This is a genomic window from Pseudarthrobacter sp. NPDC080039, assembly GCF_040702335.1.
Lineage (GTDB): Bacteria > Actinomycetota > Actinomycetes > Actinomycetales > Micrococcaceae > Arthrobacter > Arthrobacter enclensis_A.
Genome location: NZ_JBFBKY010000009.1, coordinates 1 through 25052 on the forward strand (window position 1 = coordinate 1; position 25052 = coordinate 25052).

The 25052-nt window shown below is 68.1% G+C and carries 20 protein-coding genes; 10 read left to right on the plus strand and 10 right to left on the minus strand.

What is annotated here, in order from left to right; genetic code table 11:
- The first annotated feature begins 170 nt into the window (after positions 1-170).
- Complete coding sequence (locus tag AB0313_RS11905) at positions 171-1886, plus strand: thiamine pyrophosphate-dependent enzyme (protein WP_366305701.1); 1716 nt, start codon at positions 171-173, stop codon at positions 1884-1886.
- A 53-nt stretch (positions 1887-1939) separates the two neighbouring features.
- Here the strand turns inward: AB0313_RS11905 and AB0313_RS11910 are convergent, their stop codons facing one another.
- On the minus strand, positions 1940-2284 hold the full coding sequence (locus AB0313_RS11910; RefSeq protein WP_307307376.1) for a hypothetical protein: 345 nt from the start codon (positions 2282-2284) through the stop codon (positions 1940-1942).
- Positions 2285-2490: 206 nt separating this feature from the next.
- Here AB0313_RS11910 and AB0313_RS11915 point away from each other — a divergent pair, with 206 nt between their 5' ends.
- From AB0313_RS11915 to AB0313_RS11930, 4 genes are all read left to right on the plus strand, one after another.
- Positions 2491-2721 (plus strand): hypothetical protein, encoded by a 231-nt coding sequence (locus AB0313_RS11915; RefSeq protein ID WP_307307378.1) that lies wholly within the window; start codon positions 2491-2493, stop codon positions 2719-2721.
- Positions 2722-2892: 171 nt separating this feature from the next.
- Positions 2893-3552, plus strand: a complete 660-nt coding sequence (locus AB0313_RS11920) for a DUF4232 domain-containing protein (RefSeq protein WP_366305704.1) — start codon at positions 2893-2895, stop codon at positions 3550-3552.
- Between the two features lie 282 nt (positions 3553-3834).
- Positions 3835-8955: an ATP-dependent helicase gene (locus AB0313_RS11925; protein WP_366305706.1), complete on the plus strand. Its 5121-nt coding sequence runs from the start codon at positions 3835-3837 to the stop codon at positions 8953-8955.
- A complete protein-coding gene (locus tag AB0313_RS11930) occupies positions 8948-9778 on the plus strand; it encodes a DNA-formamidopyrimidine glycosylase family protein (protein ID WP_366305708.1) in 831 nt (276 codons plus the stop codon). Before AB0313_RS11925 ends, AB0313_RS11930 begins: the two co-directional genes overlap by 8 nt.
- A 19-nt stretch (positions 9779-9797) precedes the next feature.
- Here the strand turns inward: AB0313_RS11930 and AB0313_RS11935 are convergent, their stop codons facing one another.
- Entirely contained in the window at positions 9798-10418 is a 621-nt protein-coding gene (locus AB0313_RS11935) for a hypothetical protein (RefSeq protein WP_366305709.1), read from the minus strand.
- A 60-nt stretch (positions 10419-10478) separates the two neighbouring features.
- On the opposite strand from AB0313_RS11935, the gene AB0313_RS11940 reads away from it, so the two are divergent.
- The gene (locus AB0313_RS11940; protein WP_366305711.1) at positions 10479-11960 is read left to right on the plus strand and encodes a PLP-dependent aminotransferase family protein; all 1482 of its coding nucleotides are present in this window, start codon (positions 10479-10481) and stop codon (positions 11958-11960) included.
- A gap of 109 nt (positions 11961-12069) precedes the next feature.
- Here the strand turns inward: AB0313_RS11940 and AB0313_RS11945 are convergent, their stop codons facing one another.
- Together AB0313_RS11945 and AB0313_RS11950 are read right to left on the minus strand one after the other, a co-directional pair.
- Positions 12070-12762 carry an SRPBCC domain-containing protein gene (locus AB0313_RS11945; protein ID WP_366305713.1) on the minus strand — a complete coding sequence of 231 codons (693 nt, stop codon included), beginning with the start codon at positions 12760-12762 and terminating at the stop codon, positions 12070-12072.
- Positions 12759-13397 carry a helix-turn-helix domain-containing protein gene (locus AB0313_RS11950; protein WP_366305852.1) on the minus strand — a complete coding sequence of 213 codons (639 nt, stop codon included), beginning with the start codon at positions 13395-13397 and terminating at the stop codon, positions 12759-12761. Before AB0313_RS11950 ends, AB0313_RS11945 begins: the two co-directional genes overlap by 4 nt.
- Positions 13398-13511: 114 nt before the next feature.
- Here AB0313_RS11950 and AB0313_RS11955 point away from each other — a divergent pair, with 114 nt between their 5' ends.
- Positions 13512-14504 carry an RluA family pseudouridine synthase gene (locus AB0313_RS11955; RefSeq protein ID WP_366305854.1) on the plus strand — a complete coding sequence of 331 codons (993 nt, stop codon included), beginning with the start codon at positions 13512-13514 and terminating at the stop codon, positions 14502-14504.
- Here the strand turns inward: AB0313_RS11955 and AB0313_RS11960 are convergent.
- Complete coding sequence (locus AB0313_RS11960; RefSeq protein ID WP_141943853.1) at positions 14476-15006, minus strand: O-acetyl-ADP-ribose deacetylase; 531 nt, start codon at positions 15004-15006, stop codon at positions 14476-14478. The two genes, AB0313_RS11955 and AB0313_RS11960, sit on opposite strands and share 29 nt — an antisense overlap.
- Here AB0313_RS11960 and AB0313_RS11965 point away from each other — a divergent pair.
- On the plus strand, positions 15005-15664 hold the full coding sequence (locus AB0313_RS11965) for a DedA family protein (RefSeq protein ID WP_366305715.1): 660 nt from the start codon (positions 15005-15007) through the stop codon (positions 15662-15664). The genes AB0313_RS11960 and AB0313_RS11965 overlap by 2 nt on opposite strands.
- Here the strand turns inward: AB0313_RS11965 and AB0313_RS11970 are convergent.
- Both AB0313_RS11970 and ppc read right to left on the minus strand, forming a co-directional pair.
- Positions 15661-15966, minus strand: coding sequence for a hypothetical protein (locus tag AB0313_RS11970; protein ID WP_141943857.1), 306 nt, complete (start codon positions 15964-15966; stop codon positions 15661-15663). The two genes, AB0313_RS11965 and AB0313_RS11970, sit on opposite strands and share 4 nt — an antisense overlap.
- A gap of 92 nt (positions 15967-16058) precedes the next feature.
- The gene (ppc, locus tag AB0313_RS11975) at positions 16059-18866 is read right to left on the minus strand and encodes a phosphoenolpyruvate carboxylase (RefSeq protein WP_141943859.1); all 2808 of its coding nucleotides are present in this window, start codon (positions 18864-18866) and stop codon (positions 16059-16061) included.
- A 192-nt stretch (positions 18867-19058) separates the two neighbouring features.
- Between ppc and AB0313_RS11980 the strand changes: the two genes are divergently transcribed.
- Positions 19059-19883 carry a DUF1684 domain-containing protein gene (locus AB0313_RS11980; RefSeq protein ID WP_366305718.1) on the plus strand — a complete coding sequence of 275 codons (825 nt, stop codon included), beginning with the start codon at positions 19059-19061 and terminating at the stop codon, positions 19881-19883.
- Positions 19884-19895: 12 nt separating this feature from the next.
- On the opposite strand, the gene AB0313_RS11985 is transcribed toward AB0313_RS11980, so the two are convergent.
- Together AB0313_RS11985 and AB0313_RS11990 are read right to left on the minus strand one after the other, a co-directional pair.
- The gene (locus AB0313_RS11985; protein WP_141943863.1) at positions 19896-21101 is read right to left on the minus strand and encodes an acyl-CoA dehydrogenase family protein; all 1206 of its coding nucleotides are present in this window, start codon (positions 21099-21101) and stop codon (positions 19896-19898) included.
- Positions 21098-21892: a 3-hydroxyacyl-CoA dehydrogenase gene (locus AB0313_RS11990; protein ID WP_366305720.1), complete on the minus strand. Its 795-nt coding sequence runs from the start codon at positions 21890-21892 to the stop codon at positions 21098-21100. The genes AB0313_RS11985 and AB0313_RS11990 overlap by 4 nt, the downstream gene beginning before the upstream one ends.
- A gap of 142 nt (positions 21893-22034) precedes the next feature.
- Between AB0313_RS11990 and AB0313_RS11995 the strand changes: the two genes are divergently transcribed.
- Positions 22035-23336, plus strand: a complete 1302-nt coding sequence (locus AB0313_RS11995; protein WP_366305722.1) for a glycoside hydrolase family 76 protein — start codon at positions 22035-22037, stop codon at positions 23334-23336.
- Here AB0313_RS11995 and AB0313_RS12000 read toward each other — a convergent pair.
- On the minus strand, positions 23333-25000 hold the full coding sequence (locus AB0313_RS12000; protein WP_366305724.1) for a glycoside hydrolase family 32 protein: 1668 nt from the start codon (positions 24998-25000) through the stop codon (positions 23333-23335). The genes AB0313_RS11995 and AB0313_RS12000 overlap by 4 nt on opposite strands.
- Between the last annotated feature and the right edge of the window lie 52 nt (positions 25001-25052).

The following is a 25052-nucleotide window of genomic DNA, read 5'->3' on the forward strand; positions in this document are numbered from 1 at the left end:
CACCGCCATCGCCTCCATCCTCATGGTCATCGGCTGGTACGCCTGCCGCCACCGCATCCGCGAAATCGCCGAAACCCGCGAAGGCTTCACCGGAAAAGCACCCGTGATCGCCAACCGGACGCCCATCTCCTGACCAGCCTCTTCCGCCACCCTCCGAGCTAAGAAAGACCATGACACCAGAACCGCAGCCCACCCTGACCGCATCCCCTACCCAGCCCGCCGCCGTCGTCGGCCACCGGGACCCCGTGGTACCCGCCCTGAAATCCGCCGGGCACGTCATTGTCGATTCGCTGGTGGCCCACGGCGTGGAGCGCACCTACGTGGTTCCCGGCGAGAGCTTCCTCGACGTGCTGGACGGCCTGCACCAGTCCGACATCGAAACCATCGTGTGCCGGCATGAGGGCGGGGCCGCGTACATGGCGGAGGCGGACGGCAAGATGCAGCAGCGCCCGGGCGTCGCAATGGTCACCCGGGGGCCCGGCGCCGCGAACGCGCATGTGGGACTCCATACCGCCTGGCAGGACTCCACCCCCATGCTGCTCTTCGTGGGCCTGATCCCGTTTGCCCACCGGGACCGGGAGGCGTTCCAGGAATTCGACATCAAGTCCTGGTTCGATACCGGTGCCAAGCGCGTCATGGTCCTGGACCATCCGGAACGCGCCTCCGAAATCGTGGCCGAAGCCATGTTCGCCGCGATGAGCGGACGGCCCGGCCCCGTGGTTGTCGGCCTGCCCGAGGACGTCATCCGGCAGCGGATCAGTCCCGCACTGCACCCCCCAATACCGGTGGCGGCAGGCGGCATGAGCGGCACCGATTCCGCGGCACTGAAGGCTGCCCTGGCCGAATCCAGCAAGCCGCTCTTCGTCACGGGCGGCAACGACTGGACGCAGGAGGCGGCCGAACAGCTCACGCCCTGGCTGGAGCGGCACCACATCCCGGCCGCGGCCGAATGGCGCACGCAGGGGACGGTGTCCTTCGACTCGCCGTCCTACGTGGGTCCCATCGGATACGGCCGGCCCAGGCCCACGTATGACCTCCTTGAGGAGACGGACCTCCTGGTGTTTGTCGGGACGGTGCCCGGAGATGTGATCACCGACGGGTTCGTGTGCCGGCAGGACTGGAGCAAGAAGAACTTCCTGGTCACGGTGGACCCGTCGCTGCGCGGGCGGTCCGGGCCGGTGTCACGGCAGATCCTGGCCAAACCGGACGCCTTCGTCCGGGGCCTTGAGGACATCGACCTGCCGGTCAAGGAGGAGTGGAAGGCCTGGACGGCAAGGATGCGGGCCGAGCAGGAAAGCTTCGCGGCGCTCCCTCCGGCCGAGCCCGCTCCCGGCCCGGCGAGGATGGACACCCTGATGGCCAACCTCGTGCCGCGTCTCCCCGGGGATGCGATGGTCACGTTCGGGGCGGGCGAACACACCAACTGGGCACACCGGTATTTCCCCACCCGCCGCTACGCCTCCATGATCAGCGCCCGCAACGGCTCCATGGGGTACTCGGTGCCGTCCGCGATCGCCGCATCGCTGGCCGAGCCCGGACGCCGCGTGGTGACCATCGCGGGGGACGGCGAATTCCTCATGAACGGGCAGGAACTCGCCACCGCCGCGCAGTATGGTGCAACGCCCCTGGTGGTGGTCATGGACAACCAGGAGTACGGCACCATCCGGACACACCAGGAGAGGCACTACCCGCAGCGCGTCTCCGGAACGCAGTTGAAGAACCCGGATTTTGCGTTGATGGCCAGGGCTTTCGGCGGTTTCGGAATCACCGTCACAGCGGACAGTGACGTGCCCGCTGCCCTGGATGCCGCGCTGGCGGCCATCGACGGCGACGGCGTGTTTGCGCTCATCCACCTCGTGGTGGAGCAGCGGGTCAAGGCGTACTAGCACAAACGGGAAGACCGGCACGGATGTGCCGGCCTTCCCGTTTGGCTTGTCCGCTACACCTGGTCGGTTCGGTCTGGACCCTTGTGGACTCCCCCGCGGAGGTTTTCCTGGACCTTGCCGAATAAGTCCTTGATGGTGGACTCGGCGTTGGAAATGACGTCCACCGGAACGTAGACCTCATGGGTCACCGGAAGGTCGTATTCATCCTTGAGGTGCGTGCCGTTCCCCACCCCCGTCAGGGACAGGTAGACCATGGCCTCAGTCCGGGCAATGCCGGCAAGCTTGCCGAAGACCACGGTGAATTCGTTGGGCTGGAAGCTGATGGTCTGCCCTATGTGGCTGCGTCCCAGTTCGCCGGCGGGGACCGCCTTTTCCGACTGGCTTCCGGTGTAGTCCATGAACTTCTCCTTCGATCGCCAACACGTACGCAGGCAGTCTAACCCTGCCCGTCAGCAGCGTCACCGGCCCCAACTGGAGCGCTGCACAAAGAAGTATCCGCACCCGTGGCCATTCCGCCATTGAGCCGACCCCTGGCCCACCTGTTTGATGGCAGCACCGGAGCTGCAAGGGCCGCTCCGGACAGGCCCCTTTCAAAGGACTAACCGTGACTTCAACGACGAACCGCGCAAGACCCCCCGCCAACAGCCCCCTCCGCTGGGACGCCGTCGACATCGGCGACGCAGTGGAGATCAGGATCAATGGACGCAATGTCTTCGGCGGCCTGGTGGACGCCAGGACGGAGGACGGCGACGTGGTGTGGGTGACCGCTGCCGCCGGTGCCCGGCGCATGTTCCATGTCGCAGACGGCTTCGAACTGGCAGGGGTGCCGGCATGACCGACTGCCCGGAGGATTGCCACTACTGCACCGGTCCGGAGACGGACTGAGGAGCCATCGGAATCCCGTGCCCCACTTTTGATGCCCGGATCATCACGATCCGGGCATCAAATTGCTGCCATTGCATGTGGCGTCGTTGACGCGGGCAACGGGTACAGCGAAGGTAATGCCATGAGGTCTCACAAAATTTGCCAGGGTTTCGTTATGACGACGGCGGCTGCGGCAGCAGCGCTGATGCTCACCGCGTGCGGTCCGAGCCAGCCGCAGTCCCAGACCACGTCCTCGCCCGGCGGCCAGGCCAGCCCCTCCGCCTCCGCCTCGGCATCGACGTCCACGCCGGCGCCAACGTCTCCGGCGCCAGCCACGTCCACCCCGGCCTCGCCTGCCCCGGGCACCACGGCGGCCGGCGCACCAGGGCTGTGCAAAGCAGCCGGGCTCACCGCAGCCACCGACCCATCCGGCGGCGGCGCGGCGGGCAGCGTCTACATGAAGCTGAACCTCACCAACAGCGGCACCGAGCCCTGCATCCTTCGGGGCTTCCCCGGCGTCTCGCTGGTGGCGGACGCCGCCGGCGCCCCAATCGGCGCACCCGCCACACGGGATGAATCCGCGGGCGTGGTGGATGTCCTGCTGGCCCCTGGCCAGACCGGCACAGCGGTGCTGCGCTACACGCAGGCACGTAACTACCAGGGTTGCTCACCCGTGGATGCCGCCGGATACCGGATCTACCCGCCGGAGGACACGGACTCGCTGTTCATTCCGCAGCCCACCACGGCCTGCAGCAACGCGGACATCGCCCTGCTCTCCATCGGAGCGTTCCAGCCCTCGTAACATAAGGCACCCACTCCTCAAGGACTCAAGGCGTCCCAGCTGTTAAGCCGGGCCGCCTTCAGTTCTGTTGGCGCTGCACAGCTCCCGGTCCACCAATGAGGGCAAGTTGCTCGGAAGTCCGGCCACCAGGGACCTGCCGGAGGTTCGAGCTGACTGGGCAAGCCTCATCCAGGCCGGAAGCCTGCGGCATGGAGTACGCCCGGTTTCGGCCGAATTCGGCTTCCGGCGGAACGTGGAGCCCCTGTAGGAGAGGGTGTCGGTGCCTTGGTGCATGATGGAGGCATGAACCAGGAACAGGGTCCTGCCGGCAGTGCTGCTTCCGGCGCGGCCGCGCCCATGGGCCGGTTCAGCCGGCCCACCCGGGAATGGTTCCTGGGGGCATTTTCCGAGCCAACGCCTGCGCAGGCAGGGGCCTGGAACGCCATCTCCTCGGGTTCGCATGCGCTGGTGGTAGCCCCCACCGGTTCAGGAAAGACGCTCGCAGCCTTCCTCTGGGCCCTGGACCGGCTCCTGGCGTCCGCGCCGAAAGCACCGGAATCCGCTGACACTGCGCCGCCCAAAGGCAAGCGCATCCGGGCGCCCAAGAGGAAGACGCGCGTCCTCTACATTTCACCCCTGAAGGCCCTGGGCGTGGACGTGGAACGGAACCTGCGGGCACCCCTGATCGGCATCACGCAAACGGCCAAGCGGCTGGGACTTCCCGCACCGCTCATTACCGTTGGTGTCCGGTCCGGCGATACTCCCGCCGCAGATCGGCGCACCCTCCTCAGCAGCCCGCCGGACATCCTCATCACCACCCCCGAGTCGCTGTTCCTCATGCTGACCTCGAAGGCGCGCGAGACCCTCACCGACGTGGATACCATCATCATCGACGAGGTCCATGCCGTGGCCGGGACCAAGCGCGGGGCGCACCTCGCCGTCTCCCTCGAACGGCTGGATGCCCTGCTGCCCAAACCCGCACAGCGCATCGGGCTTTCGGCCACGGTGGAGCCCAAGGAACTCGTGGCCCAGTTCCTTGCCGGTTCGGCCCCCGTGGAGATCGTGGCGCCCCCGGCAAGGAAGAACTGGGACCTCACGGTATCCGTGCCGGTGGAGGACATGTCGGACCTGCAGGCCGCTGCCGGCGCCTTCGACTCCGGCCCGGCATCCGGGCTCCAGCCGCAGGCGTCCATCTGGCCCCATGTGGAAGAGAAGATCGTTGACCTGGTGCTGGCCAACCAGTCCACCATTGTTTTCGCGAATTCCCGCCGGCTGGCCGAACGCCTAACCGCCCGGCTCAACGAGATCTACGCCGAACGCCAACTGGTTGCCGTGGGCGGCGGCTGGGATGACCACGCCCCGGAAGGGCAGCCGGGTGGGGCAGGCACGCCGGGGGGACCGGCGTCGGGCGTTCCCTCCTCAACCGCCACGCCCGCACACATGATGGCCCAGGCGGGAAGCTCAGCCGGGGCTGACCCCGTGCTGGCCCGCGCCCACCACGGTTCAGTGTCCAAGGACCAGCGCGCCCTCATCGAGGACGACCTCAAGTCCGGCCGGCTGCGGTGCGTGGTGGCCACGTCCTCACTGGAACTGGGCATCGACATGGGCGCCGTTGACCTGGTGGTGCAGGTGGAATCGCCGCCGTCCGTGGCCAGCGGGCTGCAGCGGGTGGGCCGGGCCGGTCACCAGGTGGGTGAAGTCTCCCAGGGCGTCCTCTTCCCCAAACACCGGGCAGACCTGGTCCACACCGCCATCACCGTGGAGCGGATGCTGGACGGCAAGATCGAGAGGCTCAGTATTCCTGCCAATCCGCTGGACATCCTGGCCCAGCAGACCGTCGCGGCAACCGCGCTGGGCAGCATTGACGTGGAGGAATGGTTCAGTACCGTCCGGCGCTCGGCACCGTTTGCGTCACTCCCCCGCTCGGCCTTTGAAGCCACCCTTGACCTGCTGGCGGGACGGTACCCGTCCGACGAATTCGCCGAGCTGAGGCCCCGGATCATCTGGGACCGCAATGCGGGCACCATCGAGGGCAGGCCCGGAGCCCAGCGCCTGGCAGTCACGTCCGGCGGGACCATCCCGGACCGCGGCCTGTTCGGCGTGTACATCATCGGCACCGAACAGGAAGGTTCTGCCTCACCGTCCGAGGACGGAAAGCCGCCGCGTGCGCCCAAGGGCGGCCGCCGGGTTGGCGAGCTCGATGAGGAAATGGTTTACGAATCCCGGGTGGGCGACGTCTTTGCCCTCGGTGCCACCAGCTGGAAGATCGAGGACATCACCCACGACCGCGTCCTGGTATCCCCCGCGTTCGGCCAGCCCGGCAAGCTGCCCTTCTGGAAGGGCGATTCACTGGGGCGCCCGGTGGACCTGGGCCGCGCACTGGGTGCGTTCGTCCGTGAACTCTCGGCGTCCGACGCCGGGCCGGCCACCGAGCGCTGCAAGGCCAGCGGCCTGGACGACTTCGCCGCCAACAACCTCATCCAGTACCTCACCGAGCAGAAGCAGGCCACGGAAGTGGTGCCCAGCGACACCACGCTGGTGGTGGAGCGGTTCCACGACGAACTGGGCGACTGGCGGGTCATCCTGCACAGCCCGTTCGGCATGCCTGTGCACGCGCCCTGGGCCCTCGCCGTGGGGCAGCGGCTCCACCAGCGCTACGGGCTGGACGGCTCGGCCATGGCGGCCGACGACGGCATCGTGCTGCGGGTGCCCATGATGGAGGACGAACCACCGGGCGCCGAGCTGTTCCTCTTCGATCCCGAGGAACTGGAGCAGATTGTCACGGCCGAGGTGGGCGGCAGCGCCCTGTTCGCTTCGCGTTTCCGGGAGTGCGCCGCCCGCGCACTCCTGCTGCCCCGGCAGACACCCGGCAAGCGCCAGCCACTGTGGCAGCAGCGGCAGCGGTCGGCGCAGCTGCTGGACGTGGCCAGGAAGTACCCCACATTCCCCATCGTGCTGGAAACGGTTCGCGAATGCCTGCAGGACGTCTACGATCTTCCCGCATTGAAGGACATTGCCGCATCGGTTGAGCGTCGCGAACTGCGGATCGTGCAGACCACCACCCAGCAGCCGTCGCCGTTCGCCAAATCCCTTTTGTTCGGATACGTGGCCCAGTTCCTCTACGAGGGCGATTCCCCCCTCGCGGAACGGCGCGCCGCCGCCCTGGCCCTGGACTCCACGCTCCTCAACGAGCTGCTGGGCAGGGTGGAGCTGCGCGAACTCCTGGACGCCAAGGTCATCGAAGACACCGAACGCGAGCTGCAGCGCCTTGCCCCGGACCGTCGGGCCCGTGGAATGGAAGGCATTGCCGACCTCCTGCGGCTGCTCGGACCGCTCGCCCCGGAGGAAGCGGCAGCCCGGCTCGAGGGCACCCCGGTGATTGAGCGGGCGGAAAGCGAAGCCACCAAGGTGGTTGAGCCCGTCGAAACCGCAGCCAGCGCCACGGTTGCGGAAGCGGCAGCCCACCTGGCTTCCCTTCAGCGCGCCAACCGCGCCATAAAGGTCAACATAGGTGGAGTGGAACGCTTCGCCGCCGTGGAGGACGCAGCAAGGCTGCGCGACGCCATCGGCGTCCCACTGCCCATGGGCGTGCCTCTGGCCTTCATCGAACCGGTCGCGGACCCCCTCGGCGACCTCGTCTCCCGGTATGCACGTACACACGGGCCCTTCACTGCTGCGGAGGCGGCAGGCCGCCTGGGCCTTGGCGTGGCGGTGGTGGGCACCGCCCTGAAACGCCTGGCAGCGGACGGCCGCGTGGTGGAAGGCGAGTTCCGGCCCCACGTGACCCAGCCCGAGGCACCAGCACTGGATTCCACACCGGCCGATGCTGCGCTGGCGGAGCCGGGCCCGCAAGAAGCCGGGCACCCCGTCCAGGCCCAGCCCGTCGAAGCCCTGGCCGCGGAAGCTCCGGCCGCCGAAGAAGAACCAACAGATGGGCTGGCGTCCCCAGCCGTGGTCCCCGCATCTGATGTTCCGCACACCATCGCCAGCGAATGGTGTGACGCCGAGGTGCTGCGCAAGCTCCGCCGTCGTTCCCTCGCCGCCCTTCGCGCGGAAGTGGAACCCGTGGACGCCGCCGCCTACGGACGCTTCCTGCCCGCATGGCAGCACGTCCGGACTCCCGGCGGCGGCCGCGGCCAGCCGTCGCTGCGGGGGCTGGACGGCATCATCACCGCGGTCGACCAGCTCTCCGGTATCCCGGTCCCCGCCTCGGCGTGGGAGCCCCTGGTGCTGGCCACCCGGGTATCCAACTACCAGCCCGCCATGCTGGATGAGCTCATGGCCGCCGGCGAGGTTCTCTGGTCCGGCGCCGGCGCACTGCCCGGCAACGACGGCTGGATCAGCCTCCACCTGGCCGACTCGGTGGAACTGACGCTTAACCCGTCGCCCGAGTTCGAACCGGGGGACGCCGGCCAGCGGCTCCTTGACCACCTGCGGAACAACGGCGGCGGGTATTTCTTCCGTCAGCTGACCGAAGTGGCCGGCGGAATGAATTCGGTACTCAGCGACCAGGAGGTGGTGACTGCCCTGTGGGACCTCGCGTGGGCCGGCAGGATCACCGGGGACACCTTCGCGCCGGTCCGGGCGCTGATTGCCGGCGGCCACACGGCGCACCGGCAGGTGGCCCGCGCGCCGCGCGCCAGGGCACCGCGGCTGAGCCGGTTGGGCCGCTCCCACGGCACCGGGCTGATGGGCTCCCCCGGGCTCGCGGGCGGCCGGTACGGGACGCAGGGTGCGGCCACGCCTCCCACAGCGGCCGGACGCTGGTCCGCCCTTCCGGAACCTGAGCTCGATCCCACCATCCACGCCCGCGCCACCGCCGAACTACTGCTGGACCGTTACGGCGTGGTCACCAGGGGCTCGGTCATGGCAGAGCAGATCCTGGGCGGTTTCGGGCTCATGTACAAGGTCCTGGCCCGGTTGGAGGAAGCCGGAAGGTGCCGCCGCGGGTACTTCATCGAGCACCTTGGAGCCGCCCAGTTCGCCGTTCCCGCCACCGTGGACCGGCTCCGTTCCTACTCAGAGGACACGCAGCTGGCGAAGGCCGAACCGGTGGCACTCGCGCTGGCAGCAACCGATCCTGCCAACCCCTATGGGGCGGCCCTCCCTTGGCCCGCCCAGCAGGACGACGCGGGTACGGGCCAGCGGCCCGGGCGGAAAGCTGGTGCGCTGGTTGTGCTGGTGGACGGCGCGCTGGTCCTTTACGTGGAGCGCGGAGGAAAGACGCTGCTGGCCTTCAGTGATGACGAAGCCGTCCTGGCAGCGGCAGGGGCGGCACTGGTGGGTGTTGTCACCCGCGGGGCTGTGGACAAGCTGATCATGGAGAAGGTCAACGGGCACGGCATCCTGGACACACCTGTGGCCGCAGCGCTCAGCTCAGCCGGCGCCTACTCCACCCCGAAGGGACTGAGGATCCGTGCCTGAGGGTGATTCCGTCTGGCGGGCAGCGCACCAACTGCACGAGGCTTTGGCAGGGCAGACCCTGACTGCCTCCGATTTCAGGGTGCCCCGGTTTGCCACGCTGAACCTGGCCGGGTGGACCGTGGCCGAGGTAGTCCCCCGGGGCAAGCACCTGCTCATGCGGGTGGTCAGCCCGGAGGACAAACGACTGACCATCCACTCGCACCTGAAGATGGAGGGCGCCTGGCAGGTGTATCCGCCCGGCGGCCGATGGCGCAAGCCGGGCTTCACCGCCCGGTGCGTGCTGCGCACGGCCGCTGCTGACGCCGTCGGCTTTTCCCTTGGCATTGTGGAAGTGGTGGCAACAGCCAACGAAGACTCAATCGTCGGCTTCCTTGGCCCGGACCTTTTGGGCCCGGACTGGGATCTGGACGAGGCGGAACGGCGCGTCAGGGCCAACCCCGAGGTCCCGGTGGGCGTGGCGCTGCTGGACCAGCGGAACCTCGCCGGCATCGGCAACATCTACCGCTGCGAAGCGTGCTTCCTGTCCGGCGTCCATCCCGCAACCCCGGTGTCCGGGGTCGCTGACGTCAGGACCATGATGACAGACGCCAAGCAACTCCTGGAGGTCAACCTTGGTCCGGGACGCCGCGTCACCATCCTCAACGCACGGGGCATGCCGGTAGGCAGGATGGCAGGCCGGCCGGGCTACTGGGTCTACGGCAGGGAACGCCAGCCATGCCTGAAATGCGGCACTCCCATCCAGCGCGGGCTGCTGGGCAAGCCGAACGGCGAGGAGGAACGGGACATCTACTTCTGCCCGAAATGCCAGCCGGCGCCGTCCTGAGATCCGGGATGCATGTGCCTTAGCACGTGGCGGGAGCGGACTCGTTTGTGGTCTTCTGAGCTGCAGCCTGCACGATGAAGCGCGGCAGCAGGATGTGTACCAGGGGGCCGATCGCCACAGCGTAGACCACCGTTCCCACGCCCACCGACCCTCCCAGCAGCCAGCCGGCGGCCAGGACCGTCACCTCGATGAGCGTGCGCGACAACCTGACCGACCATCCCGTGCGCCGGGCCAGGCCGGTCATCAGCCCGTCGCGGGCGCCGGGTCCAAAGCCGGCGCCGATGTAGCAGGCCGAGGCGATGGCGTTTACCAGCACTGCGCCCGCGAGGAGCACAATCTGCAGGGCCAGGTGGGACACCGGCGGGAGCAGTGCCAGTCCGACGTCCGCGAAGACCCCCACCAGGATGGCGTTGCAGAGGGTTCCGAAGCCAGGCATCTGCCGCAGGGGGATCCAGAGCAGCAACACCAGGAAACTCACGATGATGACCACCAGGCCGATGCTCAGCCCGGACCGGTTGGCCAGTCCCTGGTGGAAGACGTCCCACGGATCCAGGCCCAGGCCGGCGCGGATGAACATGGCCAGGGAGAGGCCGTACATAGCGAGGCCGGTGAAGAGCTGGATCAGTCTGCGGGTCATCATGCAACCATGCTTCCAGCCAACTGGCATCCAATTACATATCCAGTCTGAAATACTGGCTACATGGCCACCAGTCTTACCGCCCTCGCTTTGTCACGCCTCCTTGGCCCCTGGAACAGCGGAACCGGGGCTGCTTACCGGGAACTGGCCGACGTGGTGCGGCTCCTCATCCTCGACGGCCGCATCCCGCTGGATACGGCACTGCCCAGCGAGCGTTCCTTGTGCACCGCGCTGGGGGTCAGCCGGACCACCGTCACCGGGGCGTACTCCAGCCTGCGGGACCAGGGCTTCCTGAGCAGCGGCCAGGGCAGCCGCGGCAGGACCCGCATCCCGCAACTGACCCCGTTCGGCCCCGCGCTGTTCGGCCCCCAGCCATCGGGCGCCGGGTCCCCCGCAGCACCAGGCCTCTCCGCACCCGGCGGACTCATCGACCTCGCCTACTCGGCGCTCCCCGCCAGCGGCGAGGTGGTGCACCGGGCCTTTGCCTCCGCCCTGACCGAACTCCCGGCCCTCCTGCCGGGGTTTGGCTACGACGCCCTGGGGCTGCCGCCGTTGCGCCAGGCGATCGCGGACCGGTATTCAGCCGCCGGGGTACCAACGCAGCCGGAACAGATTATGGTGACCTCCGGTGCCCAGCATGCGCTGACCATCATCATCCGCACGCTGACGGACCGGCAGGACCGGGTCCTGGTGGAACACCCCAGCTACCCCCACGCACTGGACGCGGTCCGTGCTGCAAGGTGCCGCCCCGTTCCTGTGCCCTTCACCGATTCGGGCTGGGACCTGACCGCGGTGGAGTCCGCACTGGCCCAGCAGCAGCCCAGGCTCGCCTACATGGTTCCGGATTTCCACAACCCCACGGGCATGATCATGCCTGACGCCCAGCGCCGGCGGCTGGCCCGGGCTGCCGCCGCGGCCGGAACCGTCCTGGTGGCGGACGAGACTCTCCGCGACCTAAACCTCGACGGCGTTGCCACCACTCCACTGGCTGGCTTCAGCAGTTCCGTGGTGTCCATCGGATCGCTGAGCAAGTCGCATTGGGGCGGCCTGCGCACCGGCTGGATCCGGGCTTCGGAGTCCATGATCCAGAGGTTTGCCGCTGCGCGCACCACCCTGGACCTGGGCGGACCCGTCATGGAGCAGCTGGCCGCAGCCCATCTGGTCCGGGCCTGGGAGGAACCACTTCCCGCTCTGCTCAGCAGGCTGCGCGGCAGCCGGTCAGTCCTGCTCAGTCTTTTGGCCGAGCATCTGCCCACATGGGCGACCACGCAGCCCGCCGGCGGTCTTTCCGTATGGTGCCGGCTCCCCGGTCCCATCAGTACGGCGCTGACCGTGCTGGCGCCGGACTTCGGCATCAGGCTTGCGGCCGGACCCCGGTTCGGGATTGGCGGGGCGTTCGAACGCAACCTGCGGCTGCCCTTCACCCTCCCGCCGGACAAGCTGGAGACGGCGGTCCTGGCACTCCGGGCGGCCCAGGACAAGCTGGACGCCGCACCCCAGCTCCGGCGCTCACTGACCCGGGCGCCCGCCGTCGCCATCGCCTGACCGGCCGCCATCGAAAACGCCGAAAACGCCGGAACGGTCCGTACCCGCCGGAAAAATACGGCGGGCCCGCAGCGTTCCGGCGAGTGGGGCGCGAAACGGGAAGGGAAACCTACGCGTACACGCGCTCCAGGAAGCCGCCCCAGGCCTTGGCCGTGGTTTCGGAGTCCCCGGAGCCGCTGAAATCGTGCACCGTCATGCCCACGGGAGCACCGAAAGCGTTGCGGCCGAAGAACCGGTACAACGCGTCCGCGGTGCGCAGCCCCAGGAAGTGCCCGTTCGAGAAGTCCACGACGCCCGTCAGCCGCCCCACGCCGTCGAGCTCCACATCAACCGTGGCATCTTCACCGGCAGAGCCGGCACCCAGCGCCTCCCGCAGCCGCGTGAAACCGTCCGGAGCCTGGGAAGCGGCAGGAGCCTGGACGTCGGTGAACACCACAGGCCGGCCGTCAAAGTACTTCAGGTATTGACCCAGGGTGTGCAGGTAGAACGCGGTGTGGCGGCTGGCGCCGTCGTATTGCTGGTCCCAGTTGTCCGCGAAGATCCCGCTGTGGACGTAGTGGAGCCGGGCGCGGCCGCCGTTCAACGGCTCCAGGACGTGCTCCAACTGGTTGAACCAGCCGTCCGGCCCCTCCATCCGCGACACCAGGTGGGTGGGGTACTCCTCCATCGTCCTGACGGCCGGCCACTGGTCAGTGGGGAACATCCAGGCGGGCGTTCCGTTGGTCACGGCCTCCCATACCCGCTCCGGAGTGCCGGGCAGCTCGGTGTCGTAGACGATCTCAAAGTTTCGCTTGTCGCTCATGTGTCCTGCTCCTTGCCTGGTGCTGATTCCTTGGTTGCCGTGGGGGCGCTGGTTTCCTTGAGGGCCGGATGCAGCGCCACCACGAGCCGGTGCCGCCGCGCGCCTGCGGACGGGACGCCGTCGTGGTATTTGTCCACCAGCCGGGTGATTTCCACGCCGAGCTCCTCGGCGAACGCGGCCCGGTCGGCGGCCGTGCGGAAGGTGATGTCGCCGTCGATGGCGAAGGTGGCCAGCTTCTGCCGGGCAGCGGCGGCGCCGGCGATGAGCTTGCCCACCTCCTGGACCATCCGGCCCGCGAGCGCCAGCAGCCAAAAGGCCGAGAACCGGTCCGCGAACCGCCGCGGGTCGGGAGACACTGCCGCCAGCGCCGCAGGTGAGATGAGGTAGGAGGCCGCCGTGGCCTGCAGGACCCGTTCGGTCACATTGCCCTTGCGCCGCTCTTCCACGAGTTCCACCAGCCCGTGCCGCTCCAGCGCCTTGAGGTGGTAGTTGACCTTCTGCCGCGGCAGGCCGACGCGCACGGCCAGCTGTGTGGCCGAAGCCGGCTGGACCAGCTCGCGCAGGATCCGGGTGCGGATGGGGTCCAGCGTTACCTCAGCGGCGGCCGGGTCCTCGATCACTACGATGTCCTGCATGCTTCCAGTCTGCATACCGACAACTTTTATTGTCAAGAACTTTTTTATCGTCGGTTAGCGCCGGTTCCCGCTGACGGGAGGCGCCCGATGCAGCGCCGGTAGAATGGACCGGTGATGCAATCCCCCCTCCCCGTCCGCGACGGCGTCAACGCCACCCGGCTGCGGCTTCCGGATGAGGGGCCGTGGGACACCGCGATGGACTACATGATGCACCGCTGGGGCCACATTGATCCGCAAGGCATCGAGGACAGGTTCGACGCCGGCGAGATCGTTGGCGAGGGCGGCATCCCCCTTGACCGCAGCACTCCGCTGCAGGAGCACACCTTCATCTGGTACTACCGCACACTGCCGGCGGAGACCCGGCTGCCGGTCGAGCTCCGCATCCTGCACCGGGATGAGCACCTGCTGGTGGTGGACAAACCGCATTTCCTGCCCACAACGCCTGGCGGAACATACATCCAGGAATCGGCCCTGGTGCGCCTGCGGAAGCAGCTGGACCTGCCGGACCTGATCCCCATGCACCGGCTGGACCGCATGACCGCCGGGGTACTGCTCTTGTCCACCAACCCGCAGACGCGCGGCAAGTACCAGGTCCTGTTCGAGAAGCGGCAGGTGCAGAAGGAATACGAATGCGTCTCAGCCGCCGAGCCTGCGCCGGGATACCCCGCCGTCGACTTTCCCGTTGTGGTCCGGAACCGGATGACCAAGTCCCGCAGCTATCTGCTGGCCGAGGTGGTGGACGGTGAGTCGAACGCGGAAACCAGGATTGAGCGGCTGGAAACGTTCGACGGCGGCGCACCGGCAGGTGCCAACGGTACCGGTGCAATCGACACCGGCGCCGGGGGTGCGGGGCAGCGCCTCGCCAGGTACCGGCTGGAACCCCATACCGGCAAGACCCACCAGCTGCGGGTCCACATGGCCTCGCTGGGCCTGGGAATCGTGAACGACGCCTTTTACCCTGACCTGCTGGACAAAGCCCCGGACGACTATGGCAAACCGCTCCAGCTGCTGGCCCGGGGCATCCGGTTCATCGACCCGATTTCGGGAAAGCCCGTGGAGTACCGCAGCAGCCTGGAACTCAGCGAAGCGGACCGAGCACGTCCCTGAACACTGCCTCCATCTCTGCGGTATGCAGCACGAACTCCACCAGCTCCAGCCCGCTGGCCGGATGCGAGACCCGGAAGCCCGTCACGGCGTCGAGCGCTGCCTGCGCCACATGCATGGCACTCCACCCGTAGGCCCCGCCGCCCACCGCGGGAAAGGCCACATCCTGCGCGCCCAGACTGTCGGCCAGCCGCAGGCTTTCGCTGAAACAGGACACCAGGAGCGCGCGGTTGGTCTGTCCCGCATGGCGATTGGGGCCCACCGTATGGATCACCCAGCGGGCCGGCAGCCCGAAAGCGGGTGTTGCCACCGCCGCCCCCGTCTGGAGTCCGTGCGGCAGCCCGGTGGCGCGCAGCTCCCGGCACGCAGCCAGCAGCTCCGGCCCGGCGGCCCTGTGCAGCGCCCCGTCCACTCCCCCGCCACCAAGCAGCGACGCGTTTGCGGCGTTTACTACCGCATCCACCCGCCGCTGCGTAATGTCACCGTGCAGAACCGTGATCCGCATGCCGCCAGTTTCCCAAGTGCGGTACCTTGTGGCAATGGACTTCGGCAGCGTTGACAGCTGGGGGGTGGCCCTCTATTTCTGGGTCATCCCGCTGGTCATCGGCGACGCCATCTTCCCGCCCATCCCGTCCGAAATGGTGGTGATTACCGGCGGCGCGCTCTCCGCGGACGGCAAGGCCAACGTCTTCCTTGTGCTGGTGCTCGCGGCCCTGGCGTCCTGGCTGGGCGACATGGTGGTTTTCCACCTGTTCCGTCGGCGGCTGAGCCATGTCCTGGACCGTTGGAAGTGGGGACGCCGGGTCCATGCCGGGATCCATGCGGCCCTGGCCAAGGCGGGACGCTCGTCCACCTACGGGACCATCATCGGCGCCCGTTTCATTCCCGGTGGCCGGCTTGCCACCTCGGCGGCGTCCGGCATCGCCAACGTCTCCGTGCCCGGCTTCAGCTTGTGCGCCGGGCTGGGGGCTGTGCTGTGGGCGTGCTGGCTGGTGGGGCTGGGCTACTTCACAGGCTCGACCACCAAGTTGCCGTTCTGGGCCAGCTCCCTGATCGGCGTGGCCGTGGGGCTCGTGATCGGCGCGGTGGTGGGCGTCCTTGTCACCCGGCGCCGCGGCGACCGCTCCCCGGTGGAGGATGAGCCCATCCCGGACGCAGGTTAGATTGGCAGCCACTTGCCGCGGCTGCGCCGCAGCACGCTGAGGGTCCCCGTCAGCGCAACGCGCTCGACGGCGTCGCGCATCATTGCTGCCGATTCCACCGCCTGCCGGTTCTCACCGCTGTACTCGCTGGCTTCGACGAGGAAGCGCAGGTTCAGCTGCGGCACGCCGCCGGCGATCTGGAGCTGGTGCGCCTCCACGTGGTGCCGGGTGCCCAACACCTCCACCGCAGTGTCCATGACGGCTTCCGGCGGATTGCCCGGCCGCAGCCCGGTGATCTTGAGGCGGGTCTGGAAGGAAGGCATGCCCCCAACCCTATCCAAACCGCGATGCGCCATCACTTATGGTCCCTAACAGCGCCTGTTAGGGACCATAAGTGATAGGGCAACAGGATGAATTAGCCGGTGTTGCGGAGGCCGGCCGCCACGCCGTTGACAGTGATGAGCATGGCGCGCTGGAGGCGTTCGTCGATTTCCGCGCCGCTGATGCCGGCTTCAGTGCGGATGCGGCGAAGGAGTTCGACCTGCAGGTAGCTGATGGGGTCCAGGTACTGGTCCCGGATCTCCAGGGAGCGCTTCAAAGTTGGCTGCGCGTCCAGGAGGATGTTCTCGCCGGTGAGCTTGCGGACCTCGGCCACCGTGAGTTCATACTCTTCCCGGATGGTGCGGAACAGGTGGTGCAGCTCCTCGGGGACCAGGGTGGACACGTAGTAGCCGGCGATGTCCATGTCCGTCTTGGCCAGGGTCATTTCCACGTTGGACAGCACGGAGCGGAAGAAGTGCCAGTGGTCCATCATTTCCACCAGCTGGGCGGAGTGTCCGGCCTCGCGGGCTGCCTTCAGGCCTGAGCCGACGCCGAACCAGCCTGGCACGATTTGGCGGGACTGGGTCCAGCCGAACACCCAGGGGATGGCGCGCAGGCCACCCAGTCCCGCCCCCGAGTCGGGTCGCTTGGACGGGCGCGAGCCGATGTTCAGTGAACCGAGCTGCTCCACCGGTGTGGAGGCCATGAAGTAGGCGGGCAGGTCCGGGTGGTCGATCAGCTTCCGGTACCGGTCGAAGGCGGCATCGGAGATGGCCTCCATGACGTGGCCGTAGCGCTCGCGCTGGTCCTCGGAGGTCCGCGGGTCCCGGTGCAGGGCCGACCCCTGGAGCACCGCGGCCAGCGACAGCTCCAGGTTTTCCCGGGCGAGTTCGGGCAGGGAGTACTTGTCCGAGATGACCTCACCCTGCTCGGTGAATTTGATCTCGCCTTCCAGGACGCCGTTGGGCTGGGCCAGGATGGCGTCGTAGGTGGGCCCGCCGCCGCGGCCCACGGACCCGCCGCGGCCGTGGAACAGGCGGACGCGCACGCCGTGCTTGGCGGCAACGTCGCGCAGCTTGCGCTGGGTCTTGTGGATCTCCCACTGGCTGGTCATCACGCCGGATTCCTTGTTGGAGTCCGAGTAGCCCAGCATGACTTCCTGTACGTCCCCGCGCAGCCGCACCAGTTCGCGGTAGGAGGGATCGGACAGCAGCTGGTCAATGATCTCGGCGGAGGCACGGAGCTCCTCCACCGTCTCCAGCAGCGGCGCGAACCCGAGCTTGGCGTAGGGCTTGTCGCCGAACAGGTTGATGAGGCCGGCTTCGCGGGCCAGCACGGCCGCCGCGAGCACGTCGTCGGCGCCGCGGGTCATGGAGATGATGTAGGTCTCGATGACATCGGGGCCGTACATGCGCAGCGCCCGGCGGATTTCACGGAAGACGTCGTACGTGCCGTCCGCGGCGCCGTCGAGCTTGATCGGGTGGCCGGACAGCGGACGGCGGGAGGCGAGCTCGGAGCCGAGCACCTCGAAACGTTCCCGGCGGCTCAGCTCGGCGTAGCGCAGTCCTGGACCGCCGATCCTGTCCATCAGCTGGCCCACGGCATCGTGGTGGTGGTCTGCGTGTTCGCGGATGTCCAGGGTGGCGAGGTGCAGGCCGAACGATGCGATGGCGCGCCGCACCCGGGCCAGGGAGCCGTCCGCGGCCAGTGCTGCGGAGTGGTTGCGGAGCGAGAGTTCCAGCAGGTGCAGGTCCGCCAGGAGTTCGTCGGTCCCGCTGTAGTCGCGGCCATGCTCGTGGTTGGAGTTCACCGCAACCCGCTTGCCGGTGTTGATGAGCTTTGCCTTGATGCAGGTGAGCTTCAGCCGGTAGGGCTCCTGCGCGTTCAGCTCCAGGACCCGCTTGTCCAGGCCGGGCAGCTTCTTGAGGTCTTCGTCAATGGACTTCAGAAGCGACTCGTCCGCACCGGCGAGGGCGGTGGAGTTGGACAGGATGGAGATCAGCTCGTCGATCATTCCGATGCTGATCCGGATGGCGTTCTGGTTCTGGATCTGCAGGATTTCCCGCGTCACGGCGGCGGTGACGTTCGGGTTGCCGTCGCGGTCGCCGCCGATCCAGGAGCCGAACCGGATGGGGGCGTCCTTGGAGGCCAGGGTGACGCCGTGCTCGCCCAGCAGCTCGGAGAGCTCGGACAGCATTTGCGGCATGGCGTCGGTGAGGATGCCGCCCAGGTAGTAGATGGCGTTCCGGGCCTCGTCCACGGGGGTGGGCCGGACCTGCCGCAGCTCATCGGTCTGCCACATCTGGTCGATGATTTCGGCCAGCTGCCGGTCCTGGCGACGCCGCGCCGTGGATCCCTCGGCCGACGGCTGGGACAGGACATCGGAAAGCTTGCGGATCTTGTCCAGGACCGACCGGCGGGAAGCTTCGGTGGGGTGCGCGGTGAAAATGGGGCGGACATCCAGGCCGTTGACCACTTCCTGCAGCACGTCCGGGCCGGCCTGGGCGGCGATGTCCGCCACGGTTTTGGCCAGCCAGCCGTCCTTCTCGGCGCGGGTGCGCAGGCCGCGGACGCGGTGGACCTGTTCGGCGGCGTTGGCGAGGTGGAAATAGAACGCAAAGGCACGCACCAGGTCGGTTGCCTGCTCGATGGGCAGGGAGCCGAGGAGTTCGCGGACCTGGGCAACGACGTCGTGCGCGCTCCAGGGGCCCGTGGCATGCGCGCCGCCGCGGGCAGCTTCCTTGGATTCCTTCGTCAGGAGCCGGACCTGCTCTACAAGGTCAAGGAGTTCCGGACCGTGCTGGCGGACCAGGGACTCTCCCAGCAGGGTGGAGACACGCCGGACATCCGCGCGCAGTTCGGAGGCAAGATCGGTTTCGGGAGGTGTTGCAGTGTGAGCCATTGAAACAATCTTTCGAGGGGTTCGGACTTGGCTCGTACACTGCGCTGGATACTGTGAGCCACGTTACTAGCTAAAGATGCTACCCCCGGTGCCGTGCAGTACCGAATCCGTCTCAAAAGATGTCGGGCCCGGGCGGAATGAACACACCCCGCGGGCGGTTGTAGCGTGGGCACAACGCAACCGGAAGGAACCATGACCACCACAGCCGCCAAAGTTGAGCGCTGGCAGCGCTTCCGCGCCAATCGGGACAAGGCCCTCGCAGCCCGGCACGGCTGGCTGACCCTCACCTCCTTCCAGTGGCTTGCGGACTCACCTGCCGCCGTCGAGCTTGCCCCGGGCCTGTGGTCCACGGACGCAACAGGCACGACGGCGTTCCTCACCGCAGCCCCGTCCGACGGGCTCAGGGTGGTGGCAACGGGCGAGAAGGTGGACGGCACCGTGTCCGCTGCCTTGGCGGATGAGGAATCGCTGATGTGGGTGCAGTTCGGCGGCCCGGATGGGGACCAGGTGGTGGTGGAACTGGCCATGCGCGGCGGCCGCTACGCCATCCGCACCCGGGACGCTGCGTCACCGGTTGTCACCGGCTTCGACGGCGTTCCCACCTACCCCTACAACCCGGACTGGGAAGTGACGGGCCGGTTTGAGGCCTATCCGGAGCCGGTGGACGTGCCGATCGGTACCGCGAACCCGCTGGTGGACGGCGTGCACCGCAGCGTGGGCGAAGTGGTGTTCCGCCTCCCCGGAAGCACTCACGAGTTCCGGCTCCAGGCGGAGGAGGAGAAACTGGGCGCCCTGACCATTACCTTCCACGACGAGACCAACGGCGACACCACCGATGACTGGCGCAAACTCTCGCTCCCCAAACCGCGCCCGGACGGCTCTGTGGTCCTGGACTTCAACCGCGCCATCAACTACCCAAGCGCCTTCACCCCCTACGGCACCTGCCCCATGCCGGTGAAGAACAACAGCCTGGATGTCCGGGTAGAGGCCGGCGAGGAAGAGCCCTACCCCGCCTAGCGCTTGGGAAGCTTAGGAAATGGCTGATATCCCGGTGATGGCGCGGCCCACGATCAGGGAGTTCACCTCGAACGAGCCCTCATAGGTGTAGATGGCCTCGGCGTCGGCGAAGATCTTGGCCATCCGGTAATCCGTCACGATGCCGTTCCCGCCCAGGATGGAGCGGCCCAGCGCCACGGTTTCCCGCATGCGGGCGCTGAGGTAGGACTTGGCCAGGGCCACCTGCGGCATGTCGGCGGCGCCGTGCTCCTGCAGCCTGGCGAGCCCGGCCATCATGGCCATGCTGGCCACCGCGTTGCCCAGCATGGTCACCAGCTGCTGCTGGATCAGCTGGAAATGTGCCAGCGGGCGGCCGAACTGGTGGCGCTCCACGGCGTATTGGCGGGCGACATCGAACGCCCCCAGTTGCTGGCCCACAGCCTGCCAGGCCACCATGATCCGTGAGCTGCGGAGCAGTTCCTTGGTGTCCTCGAAGCTGTTGATCCCGCCAAACCGGTCCGCTTCACGGACACGAACGTCCTTGAAGGTGATGTCTGCGTTCTGGACGGTGCGCAGCGCGATCTTGTTCTCGATTTTGCTCCGGCTGACGCCCGGCAGCGTGGCGTCCACGATGAAGCCGCGCACGGAGCCGTCCGCCTCGTCCCGGGCCCACACCAGCATGTAGTCGCAGAACGTCCCGTTGCCGATCCACCGTTTGGCACCGTTGAGCACCCAGGTGTCGCCGCCGTCGTCCGTTTCCCCGGTGCTGGACGAGATCCGCCGGGCCCGTGTCTCCATGCCGCCGGCCACATCTGATCCATGCAGCGGCTCGGTGAGGGCGAAGGCGCCGGTGGTGCGCAGCTCCGAGGCGTCGGCGAGCAGCCGCTGTTTCTGGTCGTCCGTGCCGAAGGTGTGCAGGGACTCGACGAAGAGATCGTGGTGGACCAGGAAGAATGTGGCGAGGGATGTGTCCACCCGGGTTATCTCCGCGATGACCAGCCCGGCGAAGAGGTGGCTGTAGCCGCGGTGGACCGGCGTGCTCAGCTCCAGTGCGGCCAGCTTGGGCAGGATGTGGGCAGGGAATTCAGCCTTGTTCCACCAGTCCGCGGCATACGGGGCCACCTCCGCGGCAAGGAAGTCCCGGAGTTCGGCGAGCTTGTTCCGTTCGTTCTGGCCCAGCATCGATTCGACGGCGAAAAAGTCCGCCGCCGGCAGCTGCGACAGGTCAGGAGCGCTCATTTCGGCCCCATCCGGATGGCGCCGTCGAGGCGGATGGTTTCGCCGTTCAGCATGGCGTTGTCCACGATGTGTGCCACCAGGTTGGCATACTCTTCGGGCTTGCCCAGCCGGGACGGATGCGGGACCTGCGCACCAAGCGAGTCCTGTGCCTCCTGCGGCAGTCCGGCCATCATGGGCGTCTCGAAAATGCCCGGCGCGATGGTGACCACGCGGACCAGCGAGCGCGCCAGCTCACGGGCGATGGGCAGCGTCATGGCGGCCACGGCCCCCTTCGAGGCGGAGTATGCGGGCTGGCCGATCTGGCCGTCGAAGGCCGCCACGGAGGCCGTATTGATGATGACGCCGCGTTCAGGGCCGCCCAGCGGTGTGGCAGCGGGCTCGGTGGCCACCATGGCTTCGGCTGCCAGCCGCAGGACATTGAAAGTCCCGATCAGGTTGACCTGGATGACGCGGCTGAACGTATCCAGGGGCAGCACGCCGTCGCGTCCCAGCACCTTGCCGGGGGTGGCGATTCCGGCGCAGTTCACCACGATGCGCAGCGGCCCCAGGCCCGTGGCGGTTCCGACGGCGGCCCTTACATCGGTCTCGCTGGTTACGTCGGCGGGGGCGAAGACGGCGGACTGGCCGGCTTCGGCACGGCCGTTGAGTTCGCCCGCCACTGCCTGCCCGTCGGAGGAAGGCAGGTCAACCAGCACCACCGAGGCGCCGCCGTCGAACAACTTCCGTGCGGTGGCCGCGCCCAGTCCTGAGGCGCCGCCTGTCACCAGTGCGACGCTGCCTTTGATCTCCATACATCCTCCTTGATGCGTGTCCCCATGCCGCGGCGCGGCCTCGAGCAACAGTTAATGAATGTTAACTGAAATAAGGGGAACCTGCACGGTGCCGCGCCTTCGGCCCCACGCCTGTCAGCGGCACCCGGTTAGGGTGGACGGCATGACGTCCACCGGCACTCCACTGACCACCTGGCAGGACAGGGCGGACCACGCCGCACAGTCCGTAACCGCACTGTTCGGCCGGAAACTTGTGTTCCTGCCGGGAACACACCTGGGCGCCGTGCTGTGGCAAGGGAAACGTCCCCCTGGACAGGGTGCGCCTCCCGCAGGGCAGGATGCAGAAGCAGTGGCCCAGCTGCCGGGAAAGTGGCTCGCGGCGCTCCGGCGCGCCCGGCCCGCCGCCGGTTTGGTCCTGCCCTGGCACTACTGGTGGCAGGCGCACTACGTGGACTGCCTGGTGGACACCGGCTGGCGGGAGCTTGGCAGCGGAGCCACCCCCGCAGCCCGGTTCAACGGTCCGGACCGCCCCAGTGCCGGGCACCTTGCCTCCCGGCTGGTCACCGGAATCAGGCTGCGCAACGCCCTCACGTTCGTGAACAGCTACTACGACGACATGGCGTGGCTGGCGCTGGCAACCCTCCGGCTGGACAGGCTGGCAGAGGAGACGCGGCGCCCGGGGCGCCGCCGCAACGCTGCGGTCCGCGCATCCCTGGCGCTGCAGTTCGACGCCGCCTGCACCGACGATCTGGGCGGCGGCACGTTCTGGAACAAGAAGCGGGACTTCAAGAACACCCCCGCCACGGCTCCGGTGGCCCTGTTTTATGCCCGCACCGGCCGGCGCGACCGGGCGCAGGCACTCCTGGCCTGGCTGGACGCCACCCTCTTCGACCGGGAGCAGGGGCTGTACCTGGACGGTGCGCGCCTGAACCAGGCCGGCGACGTGGTGATCGAGCGGGCCGTGTACACCTACAACCAGGGACCCGTGCTGGGTGCGCTCCTCGAAGTAGGCGGGGAGGCGAACCTGGCCCGGGTAGTAGTGCTGGTGGACGCCGTGCAACGGCTGTTGACGGTGCACGCTGGAAGCGGAGCGCCGGGGACCATACTCCGCTGCGAGGGCACGGGCGACGGCGGCCTCTTCACCGGGATCCTGTGCCGCTACCTGGCACTCGCGGCAGCGGATACCAGGCTCCCGGAACGCACCCGGGCTTCTGCTGCACGCCTGGTGACGGACACGGCGGAGGCGTTCTGGTCCGGGCGCCGCCTGGTGCTCAGCGGCGAAGCGGGCGCCCGGAAGGCGGGTAAAAGCATCTTCTCCATGCACGCGGCCCAGCCTGCGGCCATAACGTACCCACCGGGCGCATCGGTGGAACTCGCAACCCAACTCCAGGCGTGGATGACGCTGGAAGCGGCGGCGTCGGTCAGCGCCTCATACCCTCGCGCCGGTACGCCCCCAACGCTTTAGCGGATGCCGGCGAGCGGCGTGATGGTCCCGCCCTTGAGCATGACCGGACCGTCCGCGGCCAGCCGAGCCTCCCGATGCCCGGCAGGCGGGAACACCAGGGAGGTCAGCGTGTGTCCGTCCACGAAGACCTCCACGGAGGACCGGTCCACGTACACGGTGAGGCGGACGGTGTCCCCGCCGGGCTGCACGTCCACGGAACGTGCCTGCCGGTAAGCCCCGTCCACCTTCGGCTCACCGCCAAGGGCCGCGCCGGCTGCTGCGGCGTCGCCGTCCCGGAGCACGAACGCCCGGCCGGACCTGAAGTCGTAGCCGACTGTTGCGTAGGTGGTACCCCCGCTCTGCAGGAGCAGCCGCGCCTCGCCGGTGCCATCGGCAGGCTTTTCGAGTTCGACGTCGGCCTTGAACGCACCGTTGTCCGGCACCGGCAATGCCCTCCCGCCAGACAGCCCGCCGCCCGGTACCTTGGACGATTCCCCTTCCAGCGACTGCAGCGTGGGGGTGGGCGTGGACTTCAGAGCGGGCCGCCCGCCGTCGGACGCCAGCCGGATGTCCCGCACCAGGGACGCCGCGCCGAACCAGCCCTCAGTGGGCAGCTGACGGGCGTAGGCCCAGTTGTTCATCCAGCCAATCGCATGCCGGGACGCCTTGCGCTGCCCGTCGGACAGCCGCGGGTCATCCCAGGTGACCGCCGCGTAGAAATCCGCGCCGCCGTCGAGCCACTGGTGGCCGCCGTCCGGCGTGAAGGCCTTGCCGTCAAAGCTGCCGGTCCAGTACGCCAGGCCGGTGGTGCGGCCCTCGGCCGAGCCGTTGGCGCTGGCGGCCAGGACCCAGGTGCGCTTGGCGGGGTCGCCGTCGACGTCCATCTGGAAGAAGTCGGGGCACTCCAGGGTGCCCAGCCCGTCCTGCTGAAACCCGGAAACGTAGGACCACTGTTTTAGGTCCCTGGACGTGTAGAAGCCGATCTTGTGCTCCTCGGCCAGCAGCATCAGCCACTGGTTGTTTGCCTCATCCCGCACGATGCGGGGGTCCCGCCAGTCCCTGGCACCGGGATTCTCCATCACGGGGTTCTGTCCGTAGCTTTGGAAGCTGTAGCCCTTGTCGGTGGAGTAGAACAGGGACTGGCGCTGGACGCCGTCGTGCTGCTGGGTGAGGACCGCGATGACGGCTCCCTTGCCGAACCCGGCGGTGCCCTCCGCGTCCACCACGGCGGACCCGGTCTCGACGTCGCCCAGGCCGTTGCGGAACTTGGGAATGGCCACACCCTCGTTCTTCCAGTGCACCAGGTCCGTGCTGGTGGCGTGGAACCACTCGGTGCCGTTCCCCTCCGGGTAATCGGCGTTGTAGAGGTAGTAGTAGTGCCAGACTCCGTCCAGGAAGAACGGCCGCTGGGGATCGTTCATCCAGCGCCCGTCCGGTGTGAGATGGTAGGCGGGCCGATAGCCCGGGCCATCAGGCGACGGCGCGTCAGCGGTCGACGGCGTGGTGGCCCGGGCACCGGCCTCCGCGGTGCCCTGTGCCGGGCCGGCCGGGCCGTCGCCCTGCCGGAGGTTGCCCGCCAGCACCAGCGAGACCGCCACCGCCAGCACGGCCAGGGCAGCCGCCACCCAGAGGAAGGGGCGGCGCGGCAGTGCGGCAGTCAGGGTATCGGGAAAGCGTGGAGGCATGGCGGCGTCAATCCGTTGCTGAACGCACAAGTGCCGTCCCCCGGGGTCGGGG

Excerpts from the sequence above, each read along its gene's own strand:
- AB0313_RS11965 (WP_366305715.1), top strand. The coding sequence starts at position 15,005 with ATGCCGCCAGTTTCCCAAGTGCGGTACCTTGTGGCAATGGACTTCGGC.
- AB0313_RS11935 (WP_366305709.1), bottom strand. The coding sequence starts at position 10,418 with ATGATGACCCGCAGACTGATCCAGCTCTTCACCGGCCTCGCTATGTAC.
- AB0313_RS11995 (WP_366305722.1), top strand. The coding sequence starts at position 22,035 with ATGACGTCCACCGGCACTCCACTGACCACCTGGCAGGACAGGGCGGAC.
- AB0313_RS11920 (WP_366305704.1), top strand. The coding sequence starts at position 2,893 with ATGAGGTCTCACAAAATTTGCCAGGGTTTCGTTATGACGACGGCGGCT.
- AB0313_RS11970 (WP_141943857.1), bottom strand. The coding sequence starts at position 15,966 with ATGCCTTCCTTCCAGACCCGCCTCAAGATCACCGGGCTGCGGCCGGGC.
- AB0313_RS11950 (WP_366305852.1), bottom strand. The coding sequence starts at position 13,397 with ATGCAGGACATCGTAGTGATCGAGGACCCGGCCGCCGCTGAGGTAACG.
- AB0313_RS11985 (WP_141943863.1), bottom strand. The coding sequence starts at position 21,101 with ATGAGCGCTCCTGACCTGTCGCAGCTGCCGGCGGCGGACTTTTTCGCC.
- AB0313_RS11990 (WP_366305720.1), bottom strand. The coding sequence starts at position 21,892 with ATGGAGATCAAAGGCAGCGTCGCACTGGTGACAGGCGGCGCCTCAGGA.
- AB0313_RS12000 (WP_366305724.1), bottom strand. The coding sequence starts at position 25,000 with ATGCCTCCACGCTTTCCCGATACCCTGACTGCCGCACTGCCGCGCCGC.
- AB0313_RS11910 (WP_307307376.1), bottom strand. The coding sequence starts at position 2,284 with ATGGACTACACCGGAAGCCAGTCGGAAAAGGCGGTCCCCGCCGGCGAA.
- AB0313_RS11905 (WP_366305701.1), top strand. The coding sequence starts at position 171 with ATGACACCAGAACCGCAGCCCACCCTGACCGCATCCCCTACCCAGCCC.
- AB0313_RS11955 (WP_366305854.1), top strand. The coding sequence starts at position 13,512 with ATGCAATCCCCCCTCCCCGTCCGCGACGGCGTCAACGCCACCCGGCTG.
- AB0313_RS11940 (WP_366305711.1), top strand. The coding sequence starts at position 10,479 with ATGGCCACCAGTCTTACCGCCCTCGCTTTGTCACGCCTCCTTGGCCCC.
- AB0313_RS11925 (WP_366305706.1), top strand. The coding sequence starts at position 3,835 with ATGAACCAGGAACAGGGTCCTGCCGGCAGTGCTGCTTCCGGCGCGGCC.
- AB0313_RS11945 (WP_366305713.1), bottom strand. The coding sequence starts at position 12,762 with ATGAGCGACAAGCGAAACTTTGAGATCGTCTACGACACCGAGCTGCCC.
- AB0313_RS11980 (WP_366305718.1), top strand. The coding sequence starts at position 19,059 with ATGACCACCACAGCCGCCAAAGTTGAGCGCTGGCAGCGCTTCCGCGCC.
- ppc (WP_141943859.1), bottom strand. The coding sequence starts at position 18,866 with ATGGCTCACACTGCAACACCTCCCGAAACCGATCTTGCCTCCGAACTG.
- AB0313_RS11960 (WP_141943853.1), bottom strand. The coding sequence starts at position 15,006 with ATGCGGATCACGGTTCTGCACGGTGACATTACGCAGCGGCGGGTGGAT.